Origin of the sequence: Pseudomonas sp. LAM2023 (assembly GCF_016620375.1) — a bacterium.
GTDB lineage: Bacteria > Pseudomonadota > Gammaproteobacteria > Pseudomonadales > Pseudomonadaceae > Aquipseudomonas > Aquipseudomonas anuradhapurensis.
In genome coordinates, this window is the sequence record NZ_JAENHV010000036.1 from 543423 (window position 1) to 569041 (window position 25619).

Annotated in this window: 22 protein-coding genes; 14 read left to right on the forward strand and 8 right to left on the reverse strand. The window is 64.5% G+C overall.

Annotation, left to right across the window (positions count from 1 at the left end; all coding sequences use genetic code 11):
• Positions 1-11 precede the first annotated feature (11 nt).
• Entirely contained in the window at positions 12-1133 is a 1122-nt protein-coding gene (locus JKP78_RS22185) for a cupin-like domain-containing protein (RefSeq protein WP_200627632.1), read from the reverse strand.
• A gap of 139 nt (positions 1134-1272) precedes the next feature.
• Between JKP78_RS22185 and JKP78_RS22190 the strand changes: the two genes are divergently transcribed.
• Positions 1273-2241 carry an alpha/beta hydrolase gene (locus tag JKP78_RS22190; protein WP_200627633.1) on the forward strand — a complete coding sequence of 323 codons (969 nt, stop codon included), beginning with the start codon at positions 1273-1275 and terminating at the stop codon, positions 2239-2241.
• Positions 2242-2343: 102 nt separating this feature from the next.
• Here the strand turns inward: JKP78_RS22190 and pvdN are convergent, their stop codons facing one another.
• Positions 2344-3636: a pyoverdine-tailoring periplasmic protein PvdN gene (gene pvdN, locus JKP78_RS22195; RefSeq protein WP_186688288.1), complete on the reverse strand. Its 1293-nt coding sequence runs from the start codon at positions 3634-3636 to the stop codon at positions 2344-2346.
• Positions 3637-3653: 17 nt separating this feature from the next.
• Entirely contained in the window at positions 3654-5000 is a 1347-nt protein-coding gene (gene pvdM / locus JKP78_RS22200; RefSeq protein WP_200627634.1) for a pyoverdine-tailoring dipeptidase-like protein PvdM, read from the reverse strand.
• Positions 5001-5187: 187 nt separating this feature from the next.
• Here pvdM and pvdP point away from each other — a divergent pair, with 187 nt between their 5' ends.
• A complete protein-coding gene (gene pvdP, locus JKP78_RS22205; protein WP_200627636.1) occupies positions 5188-6798 on the forward strand; it encodes a pyoverdine maturation tyrosinase PvdP in 1611 nt (536 codons plus the stop codon).
• Between the two features lie 119 nt (positions 6799-6917).
• Here the strand turns inward: pvdP and JKP78_RS22210 are convergent, their stop codons facing one another.
• Genes JKP78_RS22210 through JKP78_RS22220 form a run of 3 tightly spaced genes read right to left on the reverse strand, consistent with a single transcriptional unit; the run spans position 6918 to position 11462 of the window.
• The gene (locus JKP78_RS22210; RefSeq protein ID WP_200627638.1) at positions 6918-8321 is read right to left on the reverse strand and encodes an efflux transporter outer membrane subunit; all 1404 of its coding nucleotides are present in this window, start codon (positions 8319-8321) and stop codon (positions 6918-6920) included.
• A 3-nt stretch (positions 8322-8324) separates the two neighbouring features.
• Complete coding sequence (locus JKP78_RS22215; protein WP_200627640.1) at positions 8325-10289, reverse strand: MacB family efflux pump subunit; 1965 nt, start codon at positions 10287-10289, stop codon at positions 8325-8327.
• Positions 10290-11462 carry an efflux RND transporter periplasmic adaptor subunit gene (locus tag JKP78_RS22220; RefSeq protein WP_200627642.1) on the reverse strand — a complete coding sequence of 391 codons (1173 nt, stop codon included), beginning with the start codon at positions 11460-11462 and terminating at the stop codon, positions 10290-10292.
• 470 nt (positions 11463-11932) lie between these two features.
• Between JKP78_RS22220 and JKP78_RS22225 the strand changes: the two genes are divergently transcribed.
• The 3 genes from JKP78_RS22225 to JKP78_RS22235 all read left to right on the forward strand — a co-directional run bounded on the left by JKP78_RS22225 (position 11933) and on the right by JKP78_RS22235 (position 14452).
• Positions 11933-12409, forward strand: a complete 477-nt coding sequence (locus JKP78_RS22225) for a sigma-70 family RNA polymerase sigma factor (protein ID WP_200627645.1) — start codon at positions 11933-11935, stop codon at positions 12407-12409.
• Between the two features lie 168 nt (positions 12410-12577).
• The gene (locus JKP78_RS22230; RefSeq protein ID WP_186688264.1) at positions 12578-13057 is read left to right on the forward strand and encodes a histidine kinase; all 480 of its coding nucleotides are present in this window, start codon (positions 12578-12580) and stop codon (positions 13055-13057) included.
• Between the two features lie 72 nt (positions 13058-13129).
• Complete coding sequence (locus JKP78_RS22235) at positions 13130-14452, forward strand: MFS transporter (protein ID WP_200627647.1); 1323 nt, start codon at positions 13130-13132, stop codon at positions 14450-14452.
• A 195-nt stretch (positions 14453-14647) separates the two neighbouring features.
• Here JKP78_RS22235 and JKP78_RS22240 read toward each other — a convergent pair whose 3' ends face one another.
• The gene (locus JKP78_RS22240; RefSeq protein WP_186688258.1) at positions 14648-16330 is read right to left on the reverse strand and encodes an electron transfer flavoprotein-ubiquinone oxidoreductase; all 1683 of its coding nucleotides are present in this window, start codon (positions 16328-16330) and stop codon (positions 14648-14650) included.
• A 539-nt stretch (positions 16331-16869) separates the two neighbouring features.
• Between JKP78_RS22240 and JKP78_RS22245 the strand changes: the two genes are divergently transcribed.
• From JKP78_RS22245 to JKP78_RS22285, 9 genes are all read left to right on the forward strand, one after another.
• Positions 16870-17619: an electron transfer flavoprotein subunit beta/FixA family protein gene (locus JKP78_RS22245; protein WP_015271101.1), complete on the forward strand. Its 750-nt coding sequence runs from the start codon at positions 16870-16872 to the stop codon at positions 17617-17619.
• The gene (locus tag JKP78_RS22250; protein WP_170030868.1) at positions 17620-18549 is read left to right on the forward strand and encodes an electron transfer flavoprotein subunit alpha/FixB family protein; all 930 of its coding nucleotides are present in this window, start codon (positions 17620-17622) and stop codon (positions 18547-18549) included.
• 75 nt (positions 18550-18624) lie between these two features.
• Positions 18625-19446 carry a substrate-binding periplasmic protein gene (locus JKP78_RS22255; RefSeq protein WP_170030866.1) on the forward strand — a complete coding sequence of 274 codons (822 nt, stop codon included), beginning with the start codon at positions 18625-18627 and terminating at the stop codon, positions 19444-19446.
• Between the two features lie 9 nt (positions 19447-19455).
• On the forward strand, positions 19456-19809 hold the full coding sequence (locus JKP78_RS22260) for a DUF4398 domain-containing protein (RefSeq protein ID WP_170030864.1): 354 nt from the start codon (positions 19456-19458) through the stop codon (positions 19807-19809).
• A complete protein-coding gene (locus JKP78_RS22265) occupies positions 19806-20618 on the forward strand; it encodes an OmpA family protein (RefSeq protein WP_200627649.1) in 813 nt (270 codons plus the stop codon). The genes JKP78_RS22260 and JKP78_RS22265 overlap by 4 nt, the downstream gene beginning before the upstream one ends.
• Positions 20619-20912: 294 nt before the next feature.
• Positions 20913-22355 (forward strand): aminotransferase-like domain-containing protein, encoded by a 1443-nt coding sequence (locus JKP78_RS22270; protein ID WP_025339975.1) that lies wholly within the window; start codon positions 20913-20915, stop codon positions 22353-22355.
• A gap of 63 nt (positions 22356-22418) precedes the next feature.
• Positions 22419-22895, forward strand: coding sequence for a hypothetical protein (locus JKP78_RS22275; RefSeq protein ID WP_186688252.1), 477 nt, complete (start codon positions 22419-22421; stop codon positions 22893-22895).
• A 130-nt stretch (positions 22896-23025) separates the two neighbouring features.
• Positions 23026-23280 carry a YkgJ family cysteine cluster protein gene (locus JKP78_RS22280; protein ID WP_186688250.1) on the forward strand — a complete coding sequence of 85 codons (255 nt, stop codon included), beginning with the start codon at positions 23026-23028 and terminating at the stop codon, positions 23278-23280.
• A gap of 29 nt (positions 23281-23309) precedes the next feature.
• Complete coding sequence (locus JKP78_RS22285; protein WP_186688248.1) at positions 23310-23918, forward strand: START domain-containing protein; 609 nt, start codon at positions 23310-23312, stop codon at positions 23916-23918.
• 155 nt (positions 23919-24073) lie between these two features.
• Here JKP78_RS22285 and gltA read toward each other — a convergent pair whose 3' ends face one another.
• Positions 24074-25363 carry a citrate synthase gene (gene gltA / locus JKP78_RS22290; RefSeq protein ID WP_170030856.1) on the reverse strand — a complete coding sequence of 430 codons (1290 nt, stop codon included), beginning with the start codon at positions 25361-25363 and terminating at the stop codon, positions 24074-24076.
• Between the last annotated feature and the right edge of the window lie 256 nt (positions 25364-25619).

Here is a 25619-nt window from a genome sequence, read left to right on the forward strand (position 1 = left end):
GGCAATCCCGGCTACCAGCCGCGCCCGGAATCCACCCAGAAGTTCACCGATAACGAGGTAGACACCGACTCCACCTGATGGAACCAGCCTTCGGGCAGGAACAACAGGTCACCGGCTTGCACTACCACGCGCAGGAACGGCACCTCGCGCGCCGCCGGGAAGCGTTGGTAGTCCGGGGCGTCGGGGTTGAAATCGCAGCCGTCCAGGCCGCCCTTGGGGCTGGTCGACCAGGTGCCCAGCGCCGGACGATGGTGTGGCGCGGCAAGGATGAACGACTTCTGCCCCCAGACCTGGGCAAACAGGTTGTCGGTATCGTCGCGGTGCAGCGGCGTCAGGGTGCCCTTGGGGCCGATCCAGATGCGCGGCGCAATGAACTTGTCGCGGGCGAAATACGGCGGGTAGCGGATCAGTGTCAGCAGCTTTTCCGGCACGATGTTGTTGCCCATGTAGGCCGGGGGTTCACCAGGCTTGGCCGGGGTGTCCAGCGAGGCGATGAACTCGGCCATGGAAGTGGAGCGGAAGTCGCGGTCGGTGGAGAACGTCTTCTTCACGTAATCGCCATGGCGGGTAATGCCCTGCAGTTCGGCGAAATGTTCCAGCGAGGCTTCACGGCCCATGCTGAACAGTGGCCAGTCCTGCAAGGCATCGCTGATCACCAGCGGGGTGCCATGCACCAGGTAGTTGTTGTGGAAGCGCGCCACGGGCAGGTCGGCGCGGGCGATGCGGGCCACTTCGCGCTGCACGGGTTGGCCCGCCGATACCCGTTCGCTGAAGCGTGCCGGCGTCGGGTAGCGCTGGTTCATCGCCACCTTGGTCGTCGTCACCCCGCGGCGCGCGTTGCTGATGATTTGCGGCAGCAGCGTGGCCAGGCCCATGTTGCCGGTGATCTTCAGCCGCGCGCTGGCGAACAGCTCCTCGACGTTGGCCGTGCCGCCCATGATGCCGAGGAAGTCACGTTCGGCCACTTCAATGGTGACGTCTGGCGCGCTGTGCCGGCCGGCGCTGGTGCGGCTGCTGTCGCGGACCTCCGACCAGAACACCTGGTCCTGGCCGAAGACGAACTGGAACACGCCCTCGATGCCGACAGCATGGGCGTTGGCGAACAGTTTGCTGAGGATGCTCTGAAGGTCCACGGTATGCCTCTGCGGTTTTTCGTTGTGCAAGGATGACGAGTGCCTGGGGCACTGATTTAGCGGTAGGGGCGGGTAATTTTTCGGTGTGCGGCTACGTCCGTAGGGGAGCCCGAGTCACTTTGTCCACCAAGGAACCCACATGGCATTGCACCCTGATCTGGCGGCTTTTCTGGAACTGGTCGAATTTGGCCGGCTGACGGGCAGGAGCCTGCCCATGCACGCGATGGATGTGGCCCAGGCCCGCGCCGAGTTCGAAAGCAGCTCGCAGGTGCTCGACCCCAGCCCGCCGGGCCATGTGACGGTCAGCGAGCTGCAGTTCAGCGTGCGCGACGGTACTCGCCTGGCTGCCCGTCTGTACCGCCAGGGCCAGGCCGGCACCGCCGTGCAACCGGTGATCCTGTACCTGCACGGTGGCGGCTACGTCGTCGGCAGCCTCGACTCGCATGATTCGGTGTGCCGCCGTCTGGCGGCGCTGGGCGAGTTCGCGGTACTGGCCGCAGATTACCGCCTGGCACCGCAGCAGCAGTTCCCGGTGGCGCTGCACGACGTGCTGGACGCCGCCAACTGGCTGGCCGAACAGGCAGCGTCGCTGGGGCTGGACAATCGCCGGATAGTGCTGGCGGGGGACAGTGTAGGGGCCAGCCTGGCTGCGGTCATGGCCATCATGGCAGTCGAGCAACCCGAGGCACTGGCATTCAAGCCGCTGGCGCAGCTGCTGTTCTATCCGGTAACCGATATGGCCTGCCAGCGTGATTCGCATCGCCAGCATGCCGAGGGTTACCTGCTGGAGACGGCCACGCTGGAGTGGTTCTACCGGCACTATGTACCGCAGCCTGAGCAGCGCCTGGACTGGCGGGTGTCGCCGTTGCGCTCGTCCCTGCGGGAAGCGTTGGCGCCAGCGTATCTGTTCGTCGCCGAGTACGACCCGTTGCACGATGAAGGTATCGCTTATCGCGACTGGCTGCTGGCGGGTGGCACGCCAGTGCGCTTCGCGCGGGTGGAGGGGCTGACCCATGACTTTCTGCGCATGTCGGGGATCGTGGGCCAGGTGGGGGACATCTATCGGGATGTCGGGGCGTGGTTGCAGGTGATCGGCGAGCAGGGCTGACTCGAGTGCCGGGGCGCGTGTTGCGAAAGCGTCAGGCCAGATTGACGCGATGTTGCAGGAGCGGCCTTGCGTCGCGATGGGCCGCCACGCGGCCCCAAGGCGTCAACCGTGAACGCGTCGCCCCAACACATTTACCAACCGCTCGATCTCGGCCTCGGTATTCAACAACCCCGGCGCCGTCCGTACCACCGGCCCCACATCCCGCGACACGGCATCGACCACGATGCGCTGGCTATTGAGATGCCGGGCGACCTCGTCGGCATCCTGGCCCTTGAACCTGAAGAAAGTGAACCCCGCCGAATAGCGTGCGCTGCGCGGTGTCACCAGTTCGATACCCGGCAGTGCCTCAAGCCGTTGCCTGAGGTAGTCGTTCAGCTCGTGAATACGCGCCTGCACGGCCGCCTTGCCCAGTTGCAGGTGCAATTCGAACGCCTTGCCCAGCGCCCAGCGGTGCTCGAACGCGTGGTAGCCACCCGGCGTCATCACGGTGGCAAAGTCTTCGTTCTCGGAAAAGGTGGCAATGGTCGGGGTCAGTTGCTCCAGCCCGGTGGACGCCGCGCAGATGATCCCGGTACCGCGTGGCCCGAACAGCCACTTGTGGGTACCGGCAATGAAGTAATCGCAGTTGAGGTCGGCAAAGCGCATGTCTTCGACGCCAAAGCCGTGTACGCCGTCGATCACGTAGATGATCCGGTCCTGCGCGTCACGCTGGCGGTTGGCCTCGCGGACCAGCGCGCCGATCTCGCCCACCGGCAGTTTCACGCCACTGCCCGAGTGCACCCAGGTCATGCCCAGCACCCGGGTCTGTGGCCCGATGGCGGCAGCGATGGTGGTCAAAACCTGGTCGCTGCTGACCTTGGCAGGGTCGTCGAACAGGCGCAACCGGCGCACTCGGGTGCCGTCGCGGGTGGTGCGAAAACCCATGGTGTGGCGGGCGGCTGAATGCTCGTGCACGGTAGTGAGTATTTCCTGCCCCGGCGCGATCTTCAGCCCGCCATAGATCAGCCCGAGGCCTTCCGTGGTGCTGCCGGTCAGGGCGATCTGGCGCGGCGTCACTTCGAGGTAGCGCGCCGCCCACTCGCGTACGGCGGCTTCGTGCTTCCACTCCGACTGGCTGTCCCAGTCGACCAGGCGGGCCGGGTGACGGTCGAAGCGGGCGCGCAGTGCCTCGATGGCTTCGCGCACCGGGCGTGGGTGCGAGGTGATCAGAAAGTTGGCGAAGTGGGCATACGCAGGGTCCAGCTCGAACAGGCTGCGAAATGCCGCCCAGTCGTTGCCAGTGGCTGCTTGCGCAGGCGCCGCCTGTGCCGATTGCAGCAGCGCGCCGGGGCCGGCCAGGGGCAGCGCGGCAGCCAGCAGGCCAGCCTGCTTGAGAAAGGTGCGACGGTCGTTCATCGAGTGGCTCGCCAGGGTCAGGGGGATGAGTGGGTGACAGGTTGCGCGGCGCGTCGCACCTGCTCCCACACCCGCAGGAAGTTGCCGCCCCAGAGCTTGGCAATGTCCGCTTCGGAGTAGCCGCGGCTGATCAGTTCGGCAGTGACGTTGCGCGCCTCGCTGGTGTTCTGCCAGCCGTCGATGCCACCGCCTTCGTTGAAGTCCGAGCTGAGGCCGACGTGGTCGATGCCGACCTTGCGCACCGTGTAGTCGATGGCGTCGCCGTAGTCCTTGAGGGTGGCTGGGGGTTCGTCTTCGAGGATGCCGTACAGCTCGTTCGCATACTGGCCGACCTTCTGCTCCGGCCAGCCGGCGATCACCGGGTCGCCCGGCATCAGTGCGTAGTTGAGGTCGGCCAGCGGCGGCAGGGCGTAGCGCGCGCGCAGTGCGTTGAGTTTGTCCTGGGTCTTGCTGCTCAGCGGCTTGAGGTAGGTGGAAAAGGCCACCAGCTGGACCACGCCGCCACTGCCCTTGATCAGCTGCAGCTCCTTGTCGGAAAGGTTGCGCCTGATGTCGACCATGGCCCGTGGCGCCGAGTGCGACGCCACCACGGGCGCGCGGCTGAGGGCGACAGCCTGGGCCAATGCCTTGCTGGACATCTGCGACACGTCGATGATCACGCCCAGGTCGTTCAGCCGTTGCACGGCGCGCTTGCCGAGCGGTGACAGGCCGCCCAGGGCATCGGCAGTGTCATTGAAGAACGGCAGCGGGCGCGAGGAATCGGCCCAGCTGTTGTTGCCCACATAGCTGAAGCCGAACATGCGCACCCCGCGTGCGGCCCAGCGGTCGAGCTGGTCGATGTCGTCGCCCAGGGCGTAGGCATTGAGCATGCTGAGCAGCACCGCGAACTTGCCCTCGCCGTGCAGGCGCCGAAAGTCTTGTGGGGTGTAGGCGATGCCAACCTGTTGCGGGAAGTCGCGGACCATGGCGCTGATGGCGTTGTAGCGCACCTCCTGGGTATGCCGGGCGGCCTCGACGAAGCCCGGGGTAGGGCGGTGCGGGCCTGAGTTGCCAGTCCACGATTCGGGCCAGGCGAATATCGTCAGGGCGGCGCCGGACAGACGCCCGCGTGCAGCCTTGGCCAGGTCGAAGCGGCCATCGCCGTCCTTGTCCGCCTCACTGCCTTCGGTGCCGAAGGTCAGCGGCAGGGTGATATGGCTGTCGAACGAGAGGATGCGTTCCTGCAGGTCGTTGGCCTGGCGCATCACCGCTCTGGAGTAGCCGGCAGGCGTGGCGAAATAGTGCCAGGCAGCAAACCCGGCGCCAGCGGTAAGCGCAGTGGCCAGGCTGATAAACAGGGCTTTGTTCCAGCGTGAAGTCGTCATCTTGGTCTCAGTAGGTTCACCGTCGAGGGATGGGCACAGAGGCCGCCGCTACCTGCAGTGAACGAGCTTGCAGCGCAGAAATTTAGCCGCGGCCGTTGGCCATGCACGGTTAAATTTCGCCGCCCATGCAACGTTCTAGCCTTGGACGGGCCGTGCTCCATGGCCGCAATGAATGCACAGGTATGCAATGACGATTTCGCGACGCGGTTTCATCACCGGTGTGGCATTGACGGGCGTGGTGGTGCCCGCTGCGGTGGGTGCGCTGTATCAGCGGCGGCAGGGCGCCGCCGAGGAATTTCCGCAGACGCCTGGCGAGGCCGTTGTCGAGTTGGCCGATACCCGTCTACAGCAGTTGGGCGATACCCTGCGCGGCATCTGGCGCTGGACCCAGCTGGGCGAGGAGGCTGGCCTGCAAGGTTTACCAGCGGGAGACCTGGAACTGTTCCTTGACGTTGCTGCCAATGGCCGTGCCCTGCGCGGCTATCTGGATACACCCGAGCGCCTGCGTGCGGAGGCGCAACCGCGCTACCGTGTGGTCGGTGACCTGCTGGCGGATACGCCGGGCACCTTGCGCTGGCGGCTGTTTTCGTCCCAGGCGCGCTATGAATGCCATGTCGTGCTCGACGAGGTATGGGGCCGCTTCGGCAACGCCGGGCCGGCGACCCTCAATGGGCGCATTGTGCGCCTGGACCGGGCGTTGTCGTTGCCGGTGCAGGACAACCACTTCCTGGCCTTGAAGCGCACCTTTCCGGAAGCCCGTGAACGGACCCCGCTGAACCCGCAACTGCTGGCCTGGCTGATCACTCCGGAGCATCGCCTGTTCCACCAGCTGTGGCACGCCTCGCGGGACAAGTGGCACAAGCTGGCCAAGGACAAGCAGGGCGCGCTGCGTGGCCTGGGCTGGCAACCCGGGCCGCGTGAGCGCGAGCGTGATGCGCGAGGTCGGCACAAGGACCGCAATGGCTCGGGTGAGGACTTCCTGTTCATGCACCGGCATATGCTTGGCAGCGCTCGGGCGTTGCAGGACCTGCCTTCCTGGCCGCGCTTCCCGCTGCCGCAGCCGGAACTGGAGCGCGACCGCGCAGGGTTCGCTCGCTACTTCGACAACCATGACGGCAATGCCCTGCCGCCCACGTGGCTGACCGACGATGACGCCGACTACACCCGGTGGGTGCGCGACATCAAGACCGCGGATACCTTCCACGGCAACTTCCAGGTCTGGGAGTCGCGCTATACCGACCCCGAGTACCTGAGCACGCTGACCCTGGCGCAGTTCGGCTCGGAACTGGAGCTGGGCCTGCACGACTGGTTGCACATGCGCTGGGCATCGGTGCCGCGCGATCCCGCCAACGGCATGCCGGTGCCGACGGCGCGCACCCCGGATGATTTTGCCGAGCGTTGGTTCGCCGCGCACAACGACTTCCTCGGGGACCCGTTTTCCTCCCATGTGAACCCGGTGTTCTGGCGCTTTCATGGCTGGATCGATGACCGCATCGATGATTGGTTCGCGGCCCATGAACGCTTGCACCCTGGTGAGGTCAGGCGCCTGCAGGTCAACGGTGTGCCGTGGTTCGCCCCAGGGCGCTGGGTGGCCGTGGCGGACCCGTGGTTGGGGCCGGATACGCACGGCTGCTCGACGGTGCCGGGGTTGCGGCCTGGGCGCAGTGTGGAGATGGACCCGGAAACGATGAAGCTGGCGTTGCGCATCATCTACAGCGATGACGGCCTGTTCGACACGTTGCAGCCCAGAGTGCCGCAGCGACCTTGGTATGCGCGCAACCTGAAGGTGCGGAGCTAGCCGCTGCCTGTACCGGTCCTATCACCGGCAAGCCAGATCCCACCGGTACAGCGCATACCTTGAACCCGGCGCAGGCCCTAAGGGGCCGGCTTGCCGGCGATAGGGCCGGTACAGGCGACCTACTGCTTGATTCCCCACCCCCCACCCAAGGCCTTGTACAACGCCACGCTGCCCTGCAACCGCGCCAGGCGCAGTTGCGCCTGCTGGTCCTGCGCCACATACCAGGTGCGCTGGGTTTCCAGCACGCTCAACAAGGTCTCGGCGCCTGCGCCATAGCGCCGTTGCGCCAGCTCGAATGCCAGCCGGGCCTGCTGCACTTCTTGATCTTGCCACTGGCGCTGGCGATCGACGCCATCGATCGCATTGAGCGCCTTCTCGACATCGGCAAAAGCGGCCAGGATGCTGCTGCGGTAGGTCTCCAGCAATTCCGCCTGTTCGGCTTCGGCCAGCTCACGTGCGGCGCGCAGCCGGCCATGGTTGAACAGCGGCGCGACCAGGCCGCTGCTGAGGGTGTAGTAGGCGCTATCGAACAGGTGGGCGAAGGTGTCGGCACCCGCCCCCAGGTTGGCGTCGAGGGTGAGCTTGGGCAGCATGGCCGCGCGGGCGACGTGCACATTGGCGCTGGCAGCGGCCAGACGCGCTTCGGCAGCGGCAATGTCCGGTCGGCGAGTGAGCAGTTCGCTGGGCACGCCGCTGCCGATGGCCGGCCACTGCAGGCTGGTGATCGCTTCCTGGCTGGTGGGCAACGACTGCAGCGGGTCGCCGAGCAGGGTCGCCAGGGTGACCCGGCTGTCCTGCCACTTCTGTTCCAGCAACGGCAACTGGCGTTGCTGCGCGGCCACCAGGCTGCGCTGCTGGGCCAGCTCCAGGCGCGTGGCGGAACCGCTGCGCTGGCGCGCTTCGACCACGCCCAGCAGTTCCTGGGCATTGCGCAGGTTCAGGCGGGCAATGCGCAGCTGTTCTGCCAGGGCCAGCCCCTGCAGGTAACTGTCGGCCACGGCACTGACCAGGGTCAACTCAACGGTCTGGCGATCGAAACGGCTGGCCTCCAGGCTGCGCAAGGCCTGCGCGCGGGACGCCCGCAGGCCGCCCCAGAAGTCGATCTCGTAGCTGGCGCTGAGTTGTATATCGAACGAGGTGCTGGTCGGTTCGCTGCGGCTGACATCAAGCTGGTCGTAGCCATCGCCGTGCAGCAGGCGTTGGCGGCTGCCGTCCAGGCCCAGCTTCAGCTCCGGCAACAACGGCGCGCCGGCAATCACCGCGCGGGCCTGGGCCTGGCGCACCCGCGCGGTGGCGGCGGCCAGGTCGTGGGCATTGTACAGGGCACGCTGCACCAGGCGGTCCAGCTCGCGGCTGGCGAACGCGTGCCACCACTGGAGCGTCGGCGGTGGTGCCGAGGGTGATGCGCCTGCGCCTTGCCAGGCGAGCGGGGCGGCCAGGTCGCTGGCAGGTGGGGTTGGCGTGCTGCAGGCGGCGAGGCATACGCACAGGGGCAACAGGCTGATGCGGCTAGGCAGAGTCATGGATTATTCGCTGGTAAGGGCTTTGACCGGGTCGAGGCGGGCGGCCTTGCGCGCGGGCATGAAGCCGAACACGATGCCGGTGACCACGGCGCAGGCAAAGGCGCCGAGCATGGCAGGCAGGGCAAAGGCCACCACCACATCTGCCAACATCAGGCCAGCGCCGATGGCCAGGGCCAGGACGATGCCGGCCAGGCCGCCGACCATCGACAGCAGCACCGCCTCGCTGAGAAATTGCCGCAGGATGTCGCGCTGGCGTGCGCCGGTAGCCATGCGGATACCGATTTCGCGGGTGCGCTCGCGCACCGTCATCAGCATGATGTTCATCACCCCGATGCCGCCCACCAGCAGCGAGATCGCGGCAATCGCCCCCAGCATCAGCGACAGGCTGTTCTGCGTGCGCGCTTCGGCCTGGATCAGTGCCGCGTCGTTGGTCAGCTCGAAATCCCGGCGCCCGTTGTGGCGCTGGCGCAGCAACTGGTCGATGACCGCTTCGGTTTCCTCGACCCGCGTGGAATCGAGCGCGGCGACGGCGATGTAGTCCGGGTCGCGCTGGCCAAACAGGCGGATGGCCGCCGCGGAGTAGGGCACCACGATGCGCCCGTCGCTGTCCTGGTCGCCGGAGCTGGCACCCTTGCCGGCCAGAATGCCGACCACCTGGAACGGCACATTGCCGATCAGCAGGTACTGCCCCAGCGGATCGCGTCCAGGATCGAGCATCTGTTCCCGCACTTTCTGGCCGATCACCGCCACTGCCGCGGCGGTGGCTTCATCGGTTTCGCTGTAGAAGCTACCGTGCACCGCCGGCCAGTTGAAAATCTCGGGGAAGCGGGTGTTGTTGCCACCCACATAGAACCGCTGGCTGTGGTTGCCGTAACGCACCATCAGCTTTTCTCCGAGCACCGGCATCACGTGCCGGACCTGCGGCAACTGGCCGATGGCGGCGACATCGTCGAGGGTAATGGTGCCAGCCTGTTCGCCCAGGCTTGCCGGTTTGCCATTGAGGTAGAGGATGTTCGAGCCGAAGGCGGCCATCTGCGCCATCACCTGGCGTTTGCTGCCTTCGCCCACGGCCAGCATCACCACCACCGAGGCAACACCGATGACGATGCCCAGCAGGGTCAGGGCGGTGCGGAAGCGGTTGACCCACATCACCCGCCAGGCGGCCTGCAGGGCTTCGCGCAGTTCGCCTTGCCACGCCCCGCGCAAGGCCGCGCCGCGGTCCAGGTGCTGACGCAACTGCTCGGCCTGCAGCCCTCGGCCGTTGTCAGGCGGGGGCAGGGCGCTGGGCGAATCGCTGATGACCACGCCGTCGCGAATCTCGATCACTCGCTGCGCCCGCGCCGCCACATCGCGGTCATGGGTGATCAGGATGATCACGTGGCCCTGGGCCGCCAGCTCGTCGAGCAACGCCATCACTTCAGTGCCACTCTGGCTGTCGAGCGCGCCGGTGGGTTCGTCGGCAAGGATGATATGGCCGCCGTTCATCAATGCACGGGCGATCGATACCCGCTGCTGCTGGCCGCCGGACAACTGATGCGGGCGGTTGTCGGTGCGGCTGGCCAGGCCCAGGCGGCCGAGCAGGGCGCTGGCGCGAGCGTGACGTTCGCGCGCGGCGATGCCGGCGTAGATAGCCGGCATTTCGACGTTTTCCTGGGCCGAACCGGAGGGGATCAGGTGGTAGCCCTGGAATACGAAGCCGAATGCCTCGCGGCGTAGCCAGGCCAGCTCGTCGCTACCCAGTTCGGCCACGTCCTTGCCGGCGAAGCGATAGCGGCCGGACGTGGGCCGGTCGAGGCAACCGAGGATGTTCATCAGTGTCGACTTGCCGGAGCCGGAAGCGCCGACGATGGCGACGAACTCACCGGGGTAAATGCGCAGGCTGATACCGTGCAGGATATCGACCTTGGGGGTGTCGACGCCGCCGTAGGATTTACGGATGTCGACCAGTTCGATCAGGGGTGTGCTCATTCAGCCTCCGCGCACGCCAGGGGCGCCGATCACCAGGCGTTCGCCTTCATTCAGGCCGTCCAGCACCTGCACCCGCAGGCGGTCACTGAGGCCGGTGCGCACCTGGCGCTGTTCCACCTTGCCGTCACGGGTCAGCACATGCGCCAGGCGCAGGCCATCGGCGTCGTCCAGCGCTGCCCGTGGCACGGTCAGCACCTGGCTGGCTTTGCCGGCGACGAAGAATACCTGGGCAGTCATTTCGGCCATCAGCGCACCATCCGGGTTGTCGACATCCAGCAGCACGCTGTACTGCACCACCTGGTTGCCGGCGTTGCCATTGCTGACGCTGGCCGGGCTACCGCCGCCCTGGCTGGCCTGGTCCAGCGGCTTGGGCGGCACCGGCAGCACCTGGCGCACGGTGCTGGTCCAGCGGCGCTTGCCGCCGGCCAGGGTGGTGAAGTACGCGGTCATGCCCGGCTTGACCTGGCCGATGTCGGCCTCCGATACCTGGGCCCATACCGTCATTGGCGAGAGCCTGGCGATGCGCAGGATCAACGGGGTTTGCTGTTGGGCGTTGAGGGTTTGCCCCTCGCGCGCGTCCACCGCCACCACGGTACCGTCCATGGGCGCGTAGATGCGGGTGTAGCCCAGCTCGGCCTCGTCGCTGCGCAGGCTGGCCTGGGCCTGGCGGATCTGCGCCTGGAACATGTCGATGCGCGCCTGGGTGACTTTGAGCTGGGCGGCGGCGGTCTGCACGTCCTCGTCGCGGGTGGCGCCCGCAGCGGCCAGGTCACGCTGGCGCTTGAGCTGCTGCCGTGCCAGCTGGAACTGCGCGCTTTGTTCGGCCAACTGGGCCTTGAGGTTGTCGATCGAGTAGCGGCCGGCATCCAGCCGCGCCTGCTGGGTCGAAGGGTCGATCTCGACCAGCAGCTGGCCTTTGCGCACCGTATCGCCAACCTCGACGTGCAGGGTGTGGATCTGCCCCGAGGCCTGCGCCCCGACATCCACGTAGCGTCGTGGTTGCAGGGTGCCCAGTGCGGTTACGCTGCTTTCGATGTCGGCGCGGGTCACCGCGACCGTACTGAGTGGCTGTGCAGCGGAGGGCAGTGCCGTCCAGGCCAGCAGGCTGCCCAGGCCGAGCAGGCCCAGGCCCGTGAGCAGGACCCGGCGACGGGTAGTGGTTAAAGGTCTCATGCAGACGTCCAGCCGAGGGGGTGCCAGATAGACGAAAGCGGCGGGAGGGGATTTAGCGGATATCGTGCGGGGTTGGTACTGCGACAGAGATGTGGCGCCTGTGAGATCGAGCGCCGCCCGCGCGGCGCATCGCGAGCTGCGCTCGCTCCTACGTTTGTTTCGGGCCAGTAACACCTGTGGCAGGCGCGCGCGACCGCCTGGTTCATACAACGCGATATTTCGTCATGCGCCAAGCGCTCGCGCGCAAATCCCACAGGAATAATTGGCCCGAAACAAACGTAGGAGCGAGCGCAGCTCGCGATGCGCCGCGCGGGCGGCGCTCGATCCAACAGGCGCTGAAACCCTACAGCCAAAACCCGTGTTGCTGAGAATCATTATAATTTGTAAGATCGCAGGTTGATATCACTGGGTCCTGCAGCTGCCTGAAAGGCCTTTTCGACCAAGCTGGCAGAACCATCTCAGGTAACGTCGTGGAACATTACTATCGCGAACTGGTGGGCTTCCTTTCAGCGCGCCTGGGCAGTCGCCAGGCCGCTGAGGATGTGGCGCACGATGCTTACCTGCGCGTGCTGGAACGCACCGACGGCGAGCGCATCGAGCACCCGCGTGCCTTCCTTTACCGCACCGCGCTCAACCTGCTGGTCGACCGCCACCGGCGGCACCTGGTACGCCAGGCCGAGCCGCTGGAGGTGCTGGACAGCGATGAACGCTGGCACACCCCGGCGCCGGCGCATGACCTGCAGCTCGACCAGCGCCTGGCGCTGATGCAGCGTGCCCTGGATGAACTGGGCAAGGTCTGCCGTGACTGCTTCTTGCTGCGCAAGCTCGATGGCCTGTCGCACAAGCAGATTGCCGAGCGCCTGGGCATTTCCCGCAGCCTGGTGGAAAAGCACATTGTCAACGCCATGAAGCACTGCCGGGTGCGCATGCGCGAATGGGAATGCTGATTGCCGGGTGGCCGGCGAATGAAAAAATCCATCGGCCCGTCACTTGATTTCTGCATTGTTCCCGGCTTCTATCAAAGAAGACCCCTGCCAGGCTCGGACCTGGCAGTAGCCGCCACTGGCGCAGTATGGTCATGGAGCCTACCCATTACCCACTGCCCAGGCCCGACCATGGCAAACAAGACCCTGCGCATCCTCATCGCCGACGCAAACCCGTGCCAGCGCCTGCAACTGGAACGGCTGCTCAATGGCCTGGGCTATTACCGGATCGCCCCCGTGGACAGCTTCGAGGAGCTGCAGCGCCTGGTGCTGTGTGCCCTGCAGCCTTTTCACCTGCTGCTGGGCAATATCGAGCTGGCCAGCCATGCCGGGGTCGACCTGGAGCGCTTCTGCCGCGTCAGCCCGCAGATCCAGCATGCCCTGCTGTATCACACCACCCAGTTGGCAGTGCCATCGGTGCCATCCAGCGAGCGCCAGGCGGTCAGCCTGAGCCTGCCGCAGGTGCCCGATAACGATGCGCTGGAGGCGTTCATGGCGATCATCGATACGCCGCTGCAGGTGGGTAAGCTGCCGCTGCCGGGCACCCTGTCAGCGACACCGGGGCGATCCCTGGGGCGCGTCAACTTCTCCTACACGGTGTTCAGCCGCTAGCGCTGCCGTGGGCGGGGCAAGGGGACAGCGATTTGCTATCCTCTCGCCCTTTGCCGATGTGCGGACCCTGCCATGACTGCCAACGATACCGCTTACCCGCCCCGGTTCAGCCGCGGCGACCACCGGACCCTGGGCCTGGCGGCGTTGGGCGGCGCGCTGGAAATCTACGATTTCATCATTTTCGTGTTCTTTGCGCTCACCCTCAGCCAGCTGTTCTTCCCGCCTGAAATGCCCGAATGGCTGCGCCTGCTGCAAAGCTTCGGGATTTTCGTCACTGGCTACCTGGCGCGGCCGCTGGGTGGCATCCTGATGGCGCACTTTGCCGACCATCTTGGGCGCAAGCGGGTTTTCAGCCTGAGTATCCTGATGATGGCCCTGCCTTGCCTGCTGATCGGGGTGATGCCGACCTACGCCGACATCGGCTATGCGGCGCCGTTGATCCTGCTGGCCCTGCGTATTCTGCAGGGCGCGGCGGTGGGCGGCGAAGTGCCGAGTGCCTGGACCTTCGTCGCCGAGCACGCGCCCGCCGGGCGGCGTGGCTATGCCCTGGGCTTCCTGCAGGCCGGGCTGACCTTCGGTTACCTGCTGGGGGCGTTGACTGCGACCCTGCTGGCGCAGCTGTTCACCGCGCAGGAAATTCTCGATTATGCCTGGCGCTACCCGTTCCTGCTGGGTGGGGTGTTTGGTGGGATCGGTGTGTGGCTGCGCCGCTGGCTCAGCGAAACCCCGGTGTTCCTTGCCTTGCGTGCGCGCCAGCAACAGCCGGTGAGCTTCCCGCTGCGGCGGGTGTTGGGCGAACACCGGCGGGCGTTGATCCCGGCGGCGCTGCTGACCTGTGTGCTGACCTCCGCCGTGGTGGTGCTGGTGGTGATTACACCGACGGTGATGCAGCAACGCTTTGGCATGACGGCCGGGCACACCTTCGCCCTGAGCAGCGTGGGTATCGTCTTCCTCAATATCGGTTGCGTGCTGGCCGGCCTGCTGGTCGATCGCGTTGGCGCCTGGCGCGCGCTGATGCTCTACAGCCTGCTGCTGCCGTTGGGTATCGGCGTGTTGTATGCCAGCCTGGTAGGGCAGTGGGGCATGACCTGGCTGGCCTATGCGCTGGCCGGCCTGTGCTGCGGCGTGGTGGGGGTGGTGCCGTCGGTGATGGTCGGGTTGTTCCCGGCCGAGATCCGTGTGTCGGGTATTTCCTTCACCTACAACGTGGCCTATGCGCTGTGGGCCAGCACCACGCCGCTGGCGCTGATTGCCTTGATGTCGTGGAGCCCGTGGGTGTGTGCCGGGTTTTGCCTGATCATGGGCGCGGTGGGGTTGCTGACGGCGCTCTATTTCGGGCGTCGTGAGCCGTTGCCGTTGAGTGAGCCCGACTTCCTGCCGACGCGGTGCCTGTAGGAGCGGCCTTGTGTCGCGATGGGGCGCGCAGCGGCCCCAAGGTCTGCGCAGCAGCACGGACTGCCGGGGCCGCTGCGCGCCCCATCGCGACACGAGGCCGCCCATACACGGGCCAGCAGCGCCAGGGGACAGGTAAAACAGAAAGCCCCCGGCTCGTGAGAACCGGGGGCTTTTCGTTAACGCAAGGGCAGGGGCTTACATGTTCGGGTAGTTCGGCCCGCCAGCGCCTTCAGGGGTAACCCAGGTGATGTTCTGGGCCGGGTCCTTGATGTCGCAGGTCTTGCAGTGTACGCAGTTCTGCGCGTTGATCTGGAAGCGCTTGCTGCCATCTTCCTGGCTGACCACTTCGTACACACCTGCCGGGCAATAGCGCTGCGCCGGCTCGTCGTACAGCGGCAGGTTGCTGGCGATCGGGATGTTCGGGTCGGTCAGCTTCAGGTGGCAAGGTTGTTCCTCTTCGTGGTTGGTGCTGGAGAGGAATACCGAGCTGAGCTTGTCGAAGCTGAGCTTGCCGTCCGGTTTCGGGTAGTCGATCTTCTGCGAGTCGGCCGCCAGCTTCAGGCAGGCGTAGTCCGGCTTGGTGTCGTGCAGGGTGAACGGCAGCTTGCCACCGAACCAGTTCTGCTCGACATAGTTGAACGCACCACCGAGGATCGGACCAAACTTGTGGATGGCTGCGCCAAAGTTGCGGCTGGCGAACAGTTCTTCGTACAACCAGCTGGCCTTGAAGGCGCTGACGTAGCCGTTCAGCTTGTCGCCGCCTTCGCTGCCGGCGGCCAGCGCATCGGCGACCGCTTCGGCCGCCAGCATGCCGGACTTCATCGCGGTGTGGCTGCCCTTGATCTTGGAGAAGTTCAAGGTGCCCAGGTCACAACCAATCAGCGCGCCGCCATCGAACACCATCTTCGGCAGCGAGTTCAGGCCACCTTTGGCAATTGCGCGGGCGCCGTAGCTGATCCGCTTGCCGCCTTCGAGGTACTGGCTGATCACCGGGTGGTGCTTCAGCCGCTGGAATTCATCGAACGGCGACAGGTACGGGTTGGCGTAGGACAGGTCGACGATCAGGCCGACCACCACCTGGTTGTTTTCCAGGTGATAAAGGAACGAACCACCGGTGTTGTCCTTGGCCATTACATCCAGGGGCCAGCCGGCGGTGTGCACCACCAGGCCCTGTTCGTGCCTGGCCGGGTCGATTTCCCAGATTTCCTTCAGGCCGATGCCGTAGTGCTGGACGTCGGCTTCACTGTCGAGGTTGAAGCGCTTGATCAGTTGCTTGCCGATGTGGCCACGGCAGCCTTCGGCAAACAGGGTGTACTTGGCGCGCAGTTCCATGCCCGGGGTGTACAGGCCGTCCTTCGGGTTGCCTTCGCGGTCGACGCCGAGGTCACCGGTGATGATGCCGCGGACTACGCCGTTGTCATCGAACAGGGCTTCCTGGGCAGCGAAGCCCGGGTAGATTTCCACGCCCAGGTTCTCCGCCTGCTGGGCCAGCCAGCGGCACAGGTTGCCCAGGGAGATGATGTAGTTACCCTGGTTGTGCATGGTCTTGGGCACGAACAGGTCAGGCACCTTGGTCGAGCTGCCAGCATCCTTGAGCACGTAGATGTCGTCGCGCTTCACTTCGGTATTCAGCGGCGCGCCGAGGGCTTTCCAGTCGGGGAACAGCTCGTTCAGGGCGCGGGGCTCGAACACCGCGCCAGAGAGGATGTGGGCGCCGACTTCAGAGCCTTTTTCCACCACGCAGACGCTGATTTCGCTACCGGCTTCGGCGGCCTTCTGCTTCAGGCGGCAGGCGGCGGACAGGCCTGCCGGGCCGGCGCCGACGATGACCACGTCGAATTCCATGTACTCGCGTTCCACTGGTTCTCTCCTACTCATCAAGGCTCGTGCTGTTGCTGGGTCTTATGGGTGCGCGGGGGCATTCGCAGCGGTTCTACGCAACGGCGGAACTGTAGCTGGGCAAATGACGGACTACACCGTTTTGTCTTGGCCGCGCATTATATCTACACCACTTGGCGGGTCCAATACAAACGTTTGTTTGAATTTGCCGCAGGCCAGTAAAATCGCAGGAACGCGGCTGGAGGATGACCCATTTGCCGTATTGACCGGATTGGGTGTTACGGTCAAGATACGAGCGGTTTTACGTTCGCCGTAGGCTTGCAGCCGGGCGCAGGTACACCTCTAAAGACCAGCTGTGGAGCAGGGTTCTGCGGCCTCCGGCCGGTTTGTAGTGGAGTTTACACGCCACGACAGAAAATGACCCGTGAGTATTTGACGCAAGCGTCCGGACACGACTGTTCGGTCACTCTCAAGTTACTGCCTCCCGGTACGTTTTTAGAGGTGCCCTTGTACCCACGCGCATCGCCGGGCAATGACCCCAGGCGACTATCTATTCACCGGAGAGTAACGAGGAATCCATGAAGGTTCTTGTAGCTGTCAAACGAGTGGTCGACTACAACGTCAAGGTTCGCGTCAAGGCGGACAACTCCGGCGTCGACCTTGCTAACGTCAAGATGTCCATGAACCCCTTCTGCGAAATCGCCGTGGAAGAAGCCGTGCGCCTGAAGGAAAAGGGCGTTGCCAGCGAGATCGTCGTGGTCTCCGTCGGCCCGGCCACCGCCCAGGAGCAGCTGCGTACCGCCCTGGCCCTGGGGGCCGACCGCGCCATCCTGGTCGAAGCCGCCGACGAACTGAACTCCCTGGCCGTGGCCAAGGCACTGAAAGCCGTTGTCGACAAGGAGCAGCCGCAACTGGTCATCCTCGGCAAGCAGGCCATCGACAGTGACAACAACCAGACCGGCCAGATGCTGGCGGCGTTGACCGGCTTTGCCCAGGGCACCTTCGCCTCCAAGGTGGAAGTGGCTGGCGACAAGCTGAACGTCACCCGTGAAATCGACGGCGGCCTGCAGACCGTGGCCCTGAACCTGCCGGCCATCGTCACGACCGACCTGCGCCTGAACGAGCCACGTTACGCGTCGCTGCCGAACATCATGAAGGCCAAGAAAAAGCCGCTGGAAACCGTTACTCCAGATGCGCTGGGCGTTTCCCTCGCCTCCACCAACAAGACCCTCAAGGTTGAAGCACCGGCTGCCCGCAGCGCTGGCATCAAGGTCAAATCGGTGGCCGAACTGGTCGAGAAGCTGAAGAACGAAGCGAAGGTAATCTAAATGACTATCCTGGTTGTCGCTGAATACGAGAACGGTGCCGTAGCCCCGGCCACCCTGAACACTGTTGCTGCTGCCGCGAAGATCGGTGGTGATGTCCATGTGCTGGTCGCTGGCCACAACGTCGGTGGCGTTGCCGAGTCTGCTGCGAAGATCGCTGGCGTGGCCAAGGTGCTGGTTGCCGACAATGCAGCCTATGCACACGCCCTGCCGGAAAACGTCGCGCCGCTGATCGTCGAGCTGGCCAAAGGCTACAGCCACGTGCTGGCCCCGGCCACCACCAACGGCAAGAACATCCTGCCGCGCGTTGCCGCGCTGCTGGACGTGGACCAGATCTCCGAGATCATCTCGGTCGAGTCCGCCGACACCTTCAAGCGCCCGATCTATGCCGGTAACGCCATTGCCACCGTGCAGTCGAGCGCCGCCATCAAGGTCATCACCGTACGTACCACCGGCTTCGACGCCGTGGCGGGCGAAGGGGGTTCGGCTGCCGTCGAAGCAGTTGGCGCCGCGCACAACGCCGGCATCTCGGCCTTCGTCGGCGAAGAGCTGGCCAAGTCCGACCGCCCGGAACTGACCGCTGCCAAGATCGTCGTCTCCGGCGGCCGTGGCATGGGCAACGGTGACAACTTCAAGCACCTGTACAGCCTGGCCGACAAGCTCGGCGCTGCCGTCGGTGCTTCGCGCGCCGCGGTCGACGCGGGCTTCGTGCCCAACGACATGCAGGTCGGCCAGACCGGCAAGATCGTTGCGCCGCAGCTGTACATCGCCGTCGGTATCTCCGGCGCGATCCAGCACCTGGCCGGCATGAAAGACTCCAAGGTGATCGTGGCGATCAACAAGGACGAAGAGGCACCGATCTTCCAGGTTGCCGACTACGGCCTGGTCGCCGACCTGTTCGAAGCGGTTCCGGAGCTGGAAAAGCTGGTCTGATCCGCCTGCTTCACTTATAAAGAACCCGGCCCTCGTTTCGAGGGTCGGGTTTTTTTATGGGCTGAGGAGTGAGGGATGACGTTGCGCGGAACGGGCAGGGTGCTGGCATGCATGGCGGCGTTGCTGGCGCCGCTGGCCATGGCGGCCGGCAAGTGTGAACGCCTGGTGGCCACTGGCAGCCCCGATGCGCCGCCCTATTCATGGCAAGACCCGAACGACCCGAAACACCTGATCGGCGCCAATGTCGACCTGCTGCGCCAAGTGGCCGAGGAGCTGGGGCTGAAGCTGGAGGTACTCAACGCCGGCCGTCGTGACCAGGCGCTGGAAGAGGTGCGCAGCGGGCGCATGGACCTGTTGCTCGACGCCCCGATGCAGGTGGAGCAATTGACCGCGCTCGATTACCTCCACCCACCCCTGCAGCTCAACGAATACCTGGTGTGGACCCGTCACGATGCCGAACTGGTGTTCGATGGCCCGGCGGATCTGGCCAGGTACCAGGGCAGTGTGTCCGAGCATGCACGGCTGACGCCGGCCTTCAGTGCTTTCGTCAAGGCGCAGCTGAAGCTGGTGCCGGCGCAGAACCTGACCCAGGCATTCCAGAAGCTGGTGCTTGGCCAGGTCGACTATGTGCTCGCGGGCCGCTATGCGGGCATGGCGATGGTGCAGAGCCTGGGCATGAGCAACCAGCTGATTGCCCGCGGCCTGCCGGTGGACCGGCCAGGGCTGTACCTGGCCGTGTCGCATAATTCCGCCTGCAATGACAGCTGGTTGCGTGGGCAATTGGCAAAAAAACTGACAGAATTGCCGATCTCCGGTGCGTCCGAGACCGTGCTGCAGCGTAATGTCGAGCGCTGGAAAGCACAGCTGCAGGTGCCCTCGGACGCCCCCAAACACTAGGAAGATTGCGTGAGAACCCAACCACTAATCCTTGCCCTGGCCGTGCTCGGCCTGGCTGGCTGCGCCAACGATCCGGCTCCTGTCGAGCAGATGCGTATTTCCGAGCAGGCGCTGGAGCAGGCCAAGGCCGTCGGTGCCACCGAGCAGGTCGAAGCGCTCAAGCTGGCCGAAGACAAGTTGGCCCGGGCCAAGACCAACATGCTCACCGAAGACTACCGCGATGCGCGCATGCGCGCCGAGCAGGCCGAGCTGGATGCGCGCCTGGCCGAAGCCCAGGTGCTGAACCAGAAGAGTGAAGAGCAGCTGCAGCTGCTGCAGTCGCGGGTCAAGCGCCTGCGCAAGCAGCTGGAGGTGCAGCCATGAGCCGCCGTGCACCAATGGCCGCGCTGGCAGTGCTGGCGCTGGCGGCAGGTTTGCAAGGTTGCGCCAGCCAGCGCAGCAGTGCCGCACTGGATGAAGCCAGCGCCGCCTTCCAGCAGGTCAAGGACAACTCCGATGTGCTGCGCAGTGCCCCGCGCGACGTGATCCGCGCAGGCGAGTCGCTGGCCCGTGCCGAGCGCCTGTCCAGCTACATTGGCACCGGTGCCGACGTGCGCCATTACGCCTATCTCAGCCAGCGCTACAGCGAGATTGCCAGCGAGCATGCCAAGCTGGCGCTGAACCAGGAGCGCCAGGCCAAGCTCGACCTGGAGCGCCAGCGCCTGCAGCTGGCCTTGCGCGAGGCCAAGCTGGCCAGTGTGCAGCAGCAGGGCAAGTGGATCGAATCGCAGATTGCCGCGCTGGCCTCGGAGCAGACCGATCGCGGCCTGGTGATGACCTTGAGTGACGTGCTGTTCGACACCGGCCGTGCCGACCTGAAGAACTCGGCCAGCCGCACCGTGCTCAAGCTGGTGCAGTTCCTGCAACTCAACCCGCGCCGGGTGGTACGGATCGAAGGCTATACCGACAGCACCGGCACGGCCGAGGACAACCTGAATCTGTCGCGTGACCGGGCGCAGGCCGTGGCTGACATGCTGGTCGACCTGGGTATTGACGAGAAGCGCCTGCAGGTCGAGGGCTATGGCGACCAGTACCCGATCGAGGCCAATGCCTCGGAGCGGGGCAGGGCGCAGAACCGCCGGGTGGAGATCGTGTTCTCCGATGACAAGGGCAGGCTCGCACCGGCGCGCTGAAACCTGTCAAGGCGGTCGCTTTGCGGCCCATCGCCGGCAAGCCGGTTCCCGCAGGAATTGCACAGGGGGTGAGATCTGTGCAATCCCTGTGGGCGCCGGCTTGCCGGCGATCGCTGCAAGGCAACCCCGGCTTTTCGTCGATGCCCCCGGATTTCAATGTTTATCACTGTCACGCAACTGTATTGTTGACTATCTTGCGATCTGTCCCCGTACACTTTGCAACTGTTACGGTATTCTCTACCCTCAGTGAGCGACACAAGAACAACGAGTCCGTCCGCGCGTCGAGAGCCAGCCATGACCAACCTGCTGCTGTACCAGCGTATCGCCCAGCAACTGGCCGATGACATCCGTCGCGGTGTCTACCAGCCAGGCGAGCGCGTACCTTCCGTGCGCAAGATGAGCGCCCAGCTCAACGTCAGCCATGCCACGGTGCTGCAGGCCTATGCCAACCTCGAAGACCAGGGGTTGATCCGTGCGCGGCCGCAGTCCGGCTACTACGTGCACCAGACTCCGGCGCTGACCGCGCAGACGCCGGACATCGCCCGCGTGGAGCGCCCCGGCCTGGTGACCCGCGCCAGCATCATCCAGCAAGTGCTGACCGAGGCGCGCCGCGACGGGGTGTTCCCGTTCGGTGCCGCCGTGCCGCATGTCGATTACCTGCCGGTCCGTGCCTTGCACCAGCAAATTGCCAAGGTGACGCGCTTTCACAGCCCGCGTGCCTTCAGCTACATGTTCAGCCCCGGTTTCGAACCGCTGCGCCGGCAGATCGCCATCCGCATGCGCGATGCCGGCGTGCTGGTCGACCCACGTGAAGTGATCGTGACCCATGGTTGCGTCGATGCGTTGCAGATGTCGTTGCGCGTGCTGACCCGCCCTGGCGACCTGATCGCCGCCGAGTCGCCCACCTATTACGGCCTGTTGCAACTGGCTGACCTGTTGGGCCTGAAGGTGATCGAGATTCCCAGTGACCCGTCCACCGGCATCAGTCTCGAGGCGTTGCAGCTGGCGGCCAACCAGTGGTCGATCAAGGCGCTGGTGCTGACGGCGCGGTTGAGCAACCCACTGGGCGGCACCGTGCCGGAAGAGCGGCAGAAGCAGTTGCTGCGCCTGGCATCGGATTTCGATATCCAGATCGTCGAGGACGACATTTACGGCGAATTGATGTTCGAGCAGGGCAAGACCAAGGCGCTGAAGGCGTTCGACCGGCTGGACCGGGTAATCTACTGTTCGAGCTTCTCCAAGACCCTGTCCCCGGGGGTGCGCGTTGGCTGGATGATAGCCGGGCGCTATCAGGACGAAATCCAGCGCCTGCAAACCTTTACCACCCACTCGGCCTGCAGCGTGACGCAGATGGGGGTGGCGGCCTACCTGGAGAATGGCGGTTACGACCGGCACCTGCGTTACATTCGCCAGGAGTACCGCAAGAACCTCAGTGCCTACCAGCTGGCGGTGCAGCAACATTTCCCCGAGGGCACCCAGATGACTCGGCCGACGGGCGGGTTTATCCTGTGGGTGAGCTTGCCGGGGCGGGTCAATACCCAGGAACTGCATGTGCGCGCGCTGGAGCAGGGTATCAGCATTGCGCCGGGGCTGATCTTCAGTAATACCGAACAGTTCAACCACTGTATCCGCCTTAATTGCGGCATCCCGTGGAACAAGGAAGCCGAGCGCGCGGTGATTACCCTTGGGCTGTTGGCCCAGCAGTTGTGTCGTGAGCCGGCGGCTGCGCTTCTGTAGGCTTGCCACGCGCCTGCGGAACAGGGAGCATACGCACTTTTCCTGCCAGTCTGTCCATTTGCCATGAATGCTTTGCGCCGTTTTGCCTTGATCTTGTGCCTTGCTCCGCTCTGCTACCTTGGCACAGGCCAGGCTGCGCAGCCGGCAAGCCAGGGGCAGGCGGCCCAAGGCAAGCCGGCGCCCAAGGCGCAGGCCAGGCCCGTGCACAAACCAGCGGCAAAGAAGGCTGCCAACAGCAAGGCCAGGCCAGCCCGCAAGCCGGTGAGCCAGGCCGTTGCCAAGCCACTGCCCAAGGCCAGGCTCGACCTCAGCCTGCCAGCCGAAATGGTCGACAAGCTGCAGCCGGAAGTCGGTAGCCCTTCACCGATCCAGCGGCGCCAGCCCCTGCTGCCGCCACTGTTCACAGAAAAGCCAGAGACCGACGACAGCCCGTTCCAGCTCAATGGCCGGCTGATCAACAACGAGATGCAGCTGCAGCTGCGCAATGACAGCCGTCGTGACGTGGAAGGGGCTGCCATTGATTTCGAGTACCGTCAGTAGCGGCCAAACTGACTGCTGGGTCATGGCAGATTTCATCCTGCCAGCAATTTCAAACGCCTGTTTGAGCGGTTACTATCCAGGGACGTTCGTCCCGTTTTGTTCCAGGGAGTCCTGATTTTGGTGAACAGCCATGAAATGCCGTGAGGGTTGTGGTGCCTGCTGCATTGCCCCGTCCATCAGCTCTGCGATGCCGCGCATGCCGAATGGCAAGGCGGCCGGCGAGCGCTGCCTGCACCTGACCGTCGACAACCTTTGTGACCTGTTCGGCAAGCCCGAGCGGCCCGCAGTGTGTGGCGGTTTCCAGGCGGATGTCGAGGTGTGCGGCAGTGACCGTGACGAGGCGATCAGGATTCTTGGCTGGTGGGAGCAGATGACGGCGGCGTGAAGGCTGGATCTTCGACAACAAGGATAAACATGATGAGATCGTTCAAGCGTATTGCACTGCTGTGTGGCCTGGGTGTTGTGCTGTCCCCTGCGGCCTGGGCCGAGAACTGGCAGGTGGCCAAGGACGAGGAGGGGATCAAGGTTTCTCTCAGTGAGGTGGCCGGTTCCAAGTACAAGGCCTATCAAGGCGTCACCGTGATCAAGGCGCCGCTGGCGAAGGTGCAGGCGTTGCAGGAGGACGTAGTCGGGGCTTGTGCGTGGATTCACGAATGCAAGACGCAGAAGGTGCTCAAGCAGGAGAATGGCCAGGTCTGGACCTATACCCAGTTCAATACGCCTTGGCCGGTGACGCCGCGCGATTCGGTGCTGCATGTGACCACGGTCAAGGAGGCTGACGGCAGCCTGGTGCGCAACCTGAAGGAAGAGCCGACCTACATCCCGGAAGAGAAAGGTTTTGTGCGGGTAGCGAAGGTCGAAGGCTTCTGGAGGCTGGTGCCCAAGGGTGACAGCACGGAAGTGACTTATCAGGTGCACACCGAGCCGGGTGGTAGCGTGCCGGCGATGGTGGCCAACAAGTTCGTGGTCGATGCACCGTTCAATACCCTGAAAGGGTTGCGCGAGCGGGCTGAGAAAAACTGAGGAGCGGCCCTGGGATCTTAGGCTTACCGCAATATTGCCGGGGCTGCTTCGCAGCCCTTTCGCGACACAAGGCCGCTCCTACAAAGCCGCATCGCGTCGAGCGGAAATAAAAAAGGCTGCCCGAGGGCAGCCTTCTTGCGTTCGGCTGGCGAAGCTTACTTGCGGTCCTGCAGCGCAACGATGTCGCGCTTCTGCTCGCCGGTGTACAGCTGGCGCGGGCGGCCGATCTTGTACGGGCTGGAGAGCATTTCTTTCCAGTGCGAGATCCAGCCCACGGTACGTGCCAGGGCGAAGATCACGGTGAACATGCTGGTCGGAATGCCGATCGCCTTGAGGATGATCCCCGAGTAGAAGTCGACGTTCGGGTACAGCGAGCGCTCGATGAAGTACGGATCGGTCAGGGCGATCTCTTCCAGGCGCATGGCCAGTTCCAGCTGCGGGTCGTTGTTGATGCCCAGCTCGCGCAGGACTTCGTCGCAGGTCTGTTTCATCACGGTGGCGCGCGGGTCGCGGTTCTTGTACACGCGGTGACCGAAGCCCATGAGCTTGAACGGGTCGTTCTTGTCCTTGGCCTTGGCGATGAACTTGTCGATGTTCGAGACATCGCCGATTTCATCGAGCATGGTCAGTACCGCTTCGTTGGCACCGCCGTGGGCCGGGCCCCACAGTGCGGCGATGCCGGCGGCGATACAGGCGAACGGGTTGGCACCCGACGAACCGGCCAGGCGCACGGTGGAGGTGGAGGCGTTCTGCTCGTGGTCGGCGTGGAGGATGAAGATCCGGTCCATCGCCTTGGCCAGCACCGGGCTGATCGGTTTGATCTCGCACGGGGTGTTGAACATCATGTGCAGGAAGTTTTCCGCGTACGACAGGTCGTTGCGCGGGTACATCATCGGCTGGCCCATGGAGTACTTGTAAACCATCGCGGCCAGGGTCGGCATCTTGGCGACCAGGCGTACCGCGGAAATCTCGCGGTGCTGCGGGTTATTGATGTCCAGGGAGTCGTGATAGAACGCCGACAGGGCACCGACCACGCCGCACATTACCGCCATCGGGTGGGCGTCGCGGCGGAAGCCGTTGAAGAACGACTTCAACTGCTCGTGAACCATGGTGTGGTTCTTCACGGTGCTGACGAACTGGGCCTTCTGCTCGGCATTCGGCAGTTCACCGTTGAGCAGCAGGTAGCAGGTTTCGAGGTAGTCGGACTTTTCGGCGAGCTGCTCGATCGGGTAGCCGCGGTGCAGCAGGATGCCTTTGTCGCCGTCAATGTAGGTGATCTTCGACTCGCACGAGGCAGTCGCCATGAAACCTGGGTCGAAGGTGAAGTGACCAGTGGCCCCCAACCCGCGGACGTCGATTACATCAGGACCAACGGTGCCGGTTAAAATGGGCAGCTCGACGGGGGCAGCGCCCTCGATGACCAACTGCGCTTTTTTGTCAGCCATGTGGCCTCCTATTAATGCTTGAAATCATCAGACAGACCCCCCACGCAGGGCCCGCACCACTATAGAGGGATAAATTCAGATGTCAATTTGCCTAAAGGCTTGTTGAAACAGGCATTGAGGCCTGGTTTTTCACGAAATTCTCGCCCATTTACGCCTTTTGTCCGTTAAAGGCAATGCGCTATTTGGGCTACCCCGTCACGTTGTCATAAGCAGCCTAACTGTCTATACTCGCAACCCGACCGCCAGGGGCTTGCAA

What these genes read in the sequence shown, in the direction of transcription:
- JKP78_RS22190 (WP_200627633.1), top strand. Translation starts at nt 1,273, where the DNA reads ATGGCATTGCACCCTGATCTGGCGGCTTTTCTGGAACTGGTCGAATTT.
- pvdN (WP_186688288.1), bottom strand. Translation starts at nt 3,636, where the DNA reads ATGAACGACCGTCGCACCTTTCTCAAGCAGGCTGGCCTGCTGGCTGCC.
- pvdM (WP_200627634.1), bottom strand. Translation starts at nt 5,000, where the DNA reads ATGACGACTTCACGCTGGAACAAAGCCCTGTTTATCAGCCTGGCCACT.
- pvdP (WP_200627636.1), top strand. Translation starts at nt 5,188, where the DNA reads ATGACGATTTCGCGACGCGGTTTCATCACCGGTGTGGCATTGACGGGC.
- JKP78_RS22210 (WP_200627638.1), bottom strand. Translation starts at nt 8,321, where the DNA reads ATGACTCTGCCTAGCCGCATCAGCCTGTTGCCCCTGTGCGTATGCCTC.
- JKP78_RS22215 (WP_200627640.1), bottom strand. Translation starts at nt 10,289, where the DNA reads ATGAGCACACCCCTGATCGAACTGGTCGACATCCGTAAATCCTACGGC.
- JKP78_RS22220 (WP_200627642.1), bottom strand. Translation starts at nt 11,462, where the DNA reads ATGAGACCTTTAACCACTACCCGTCGCCGGGTCCTGCTCACGGGCCTG.
- JKP78_RS22230 (WP_186688264.1), top strand. Translation starts at nt 12,578, where the DNA reads ATGGCAAACAAGACCCTGCGCATCCTCATCGCCGACGCAAACCCGTGC.
- JKP78_RS22235 (WP_200627647.1), top strand. Translation starts at nt 13,130, where the DNA reads ATGACTGCCAACGATACCGCTTACCCGCCCCGGTTCAGCCGCGGCGAC.
- JKP78_RS22240 (WP_186688258.1), bottom strand. Translation starts at nt 16,330, where the DNA reads ATGAGTAGGAGAGAACCAGTGGAACGCGAGTACATGGAATTCGACGTG.
- JKP78_RS22245 (WP_015271101.1), top strand. Translation starts at nt 16,870, where the DNA reads ATGAAGGTTCTTGTAGCTGTCAAACGAGTGGTCGACTACAACGTCAAG.
- JKP78_RS22250 (WP_170030868.1), top strand. Translation starts at nt 17,620, where the DNA reads ATGACTATCCTGGTTGTCGCTGAATACGAGAACGGTGCCGTAGCCCCG.
- JKP78_RS22255 (WP_170030866.1), top strand. Translation starts at nt 18,625, where the DNA reads ATGACGTTGCGCGGAACGGGCAGGGTGCTGGCATGCATGGCGGCGTTG.
- JKP78_RS22265 (WP_200627649.1), top strand. Translation starts at nt 19,806, where the DNA reads ATGAGCCGCCGTGCACCAATGGCCGCGCTGGCAGTGCTGGCGCTGGCG.
- JKP78_RS22270 (WP_025339975.1), top strand. Translation starts at nt 20,913, where the DNA reads ATGACCAACCTGCTGCTGTACCAGCGTATCGCCCAGCAACTGGCCGAT.
- JKP78_RS22275 (WP_186688252.1), top strand. Translation starts at nt 22,419, where the DNA reads ATGAATGCTTTGCGCCGTTTTGCCTTGATCTTGTGCCTTGCTCCGCTC.
- JKP78_RS22280 (WP_186688250.1), top strand. Translation starts at nt 23,026, where the DNA reads ATGAAATGCCGTGAGGGTTGTGGTGCCTGCTGCATTGCCCCGTCCATC.
- JKP78_RS22285 (WP_186688248.1), top strand. Translation starts at nt 23,310, where the DNA reads ATGATGAGATCGTTCAAGCGTATTGCACTGCTGTGTGGCCTGGGTGTT.
- gltA (WP_170030856.1), bottom strand. Translation starts at nt 25,363, where the DNA reads ATGGCTGACAAAAAAGCGCAGTTGGTCATCGAGGGCGCTGCCCCCGTC.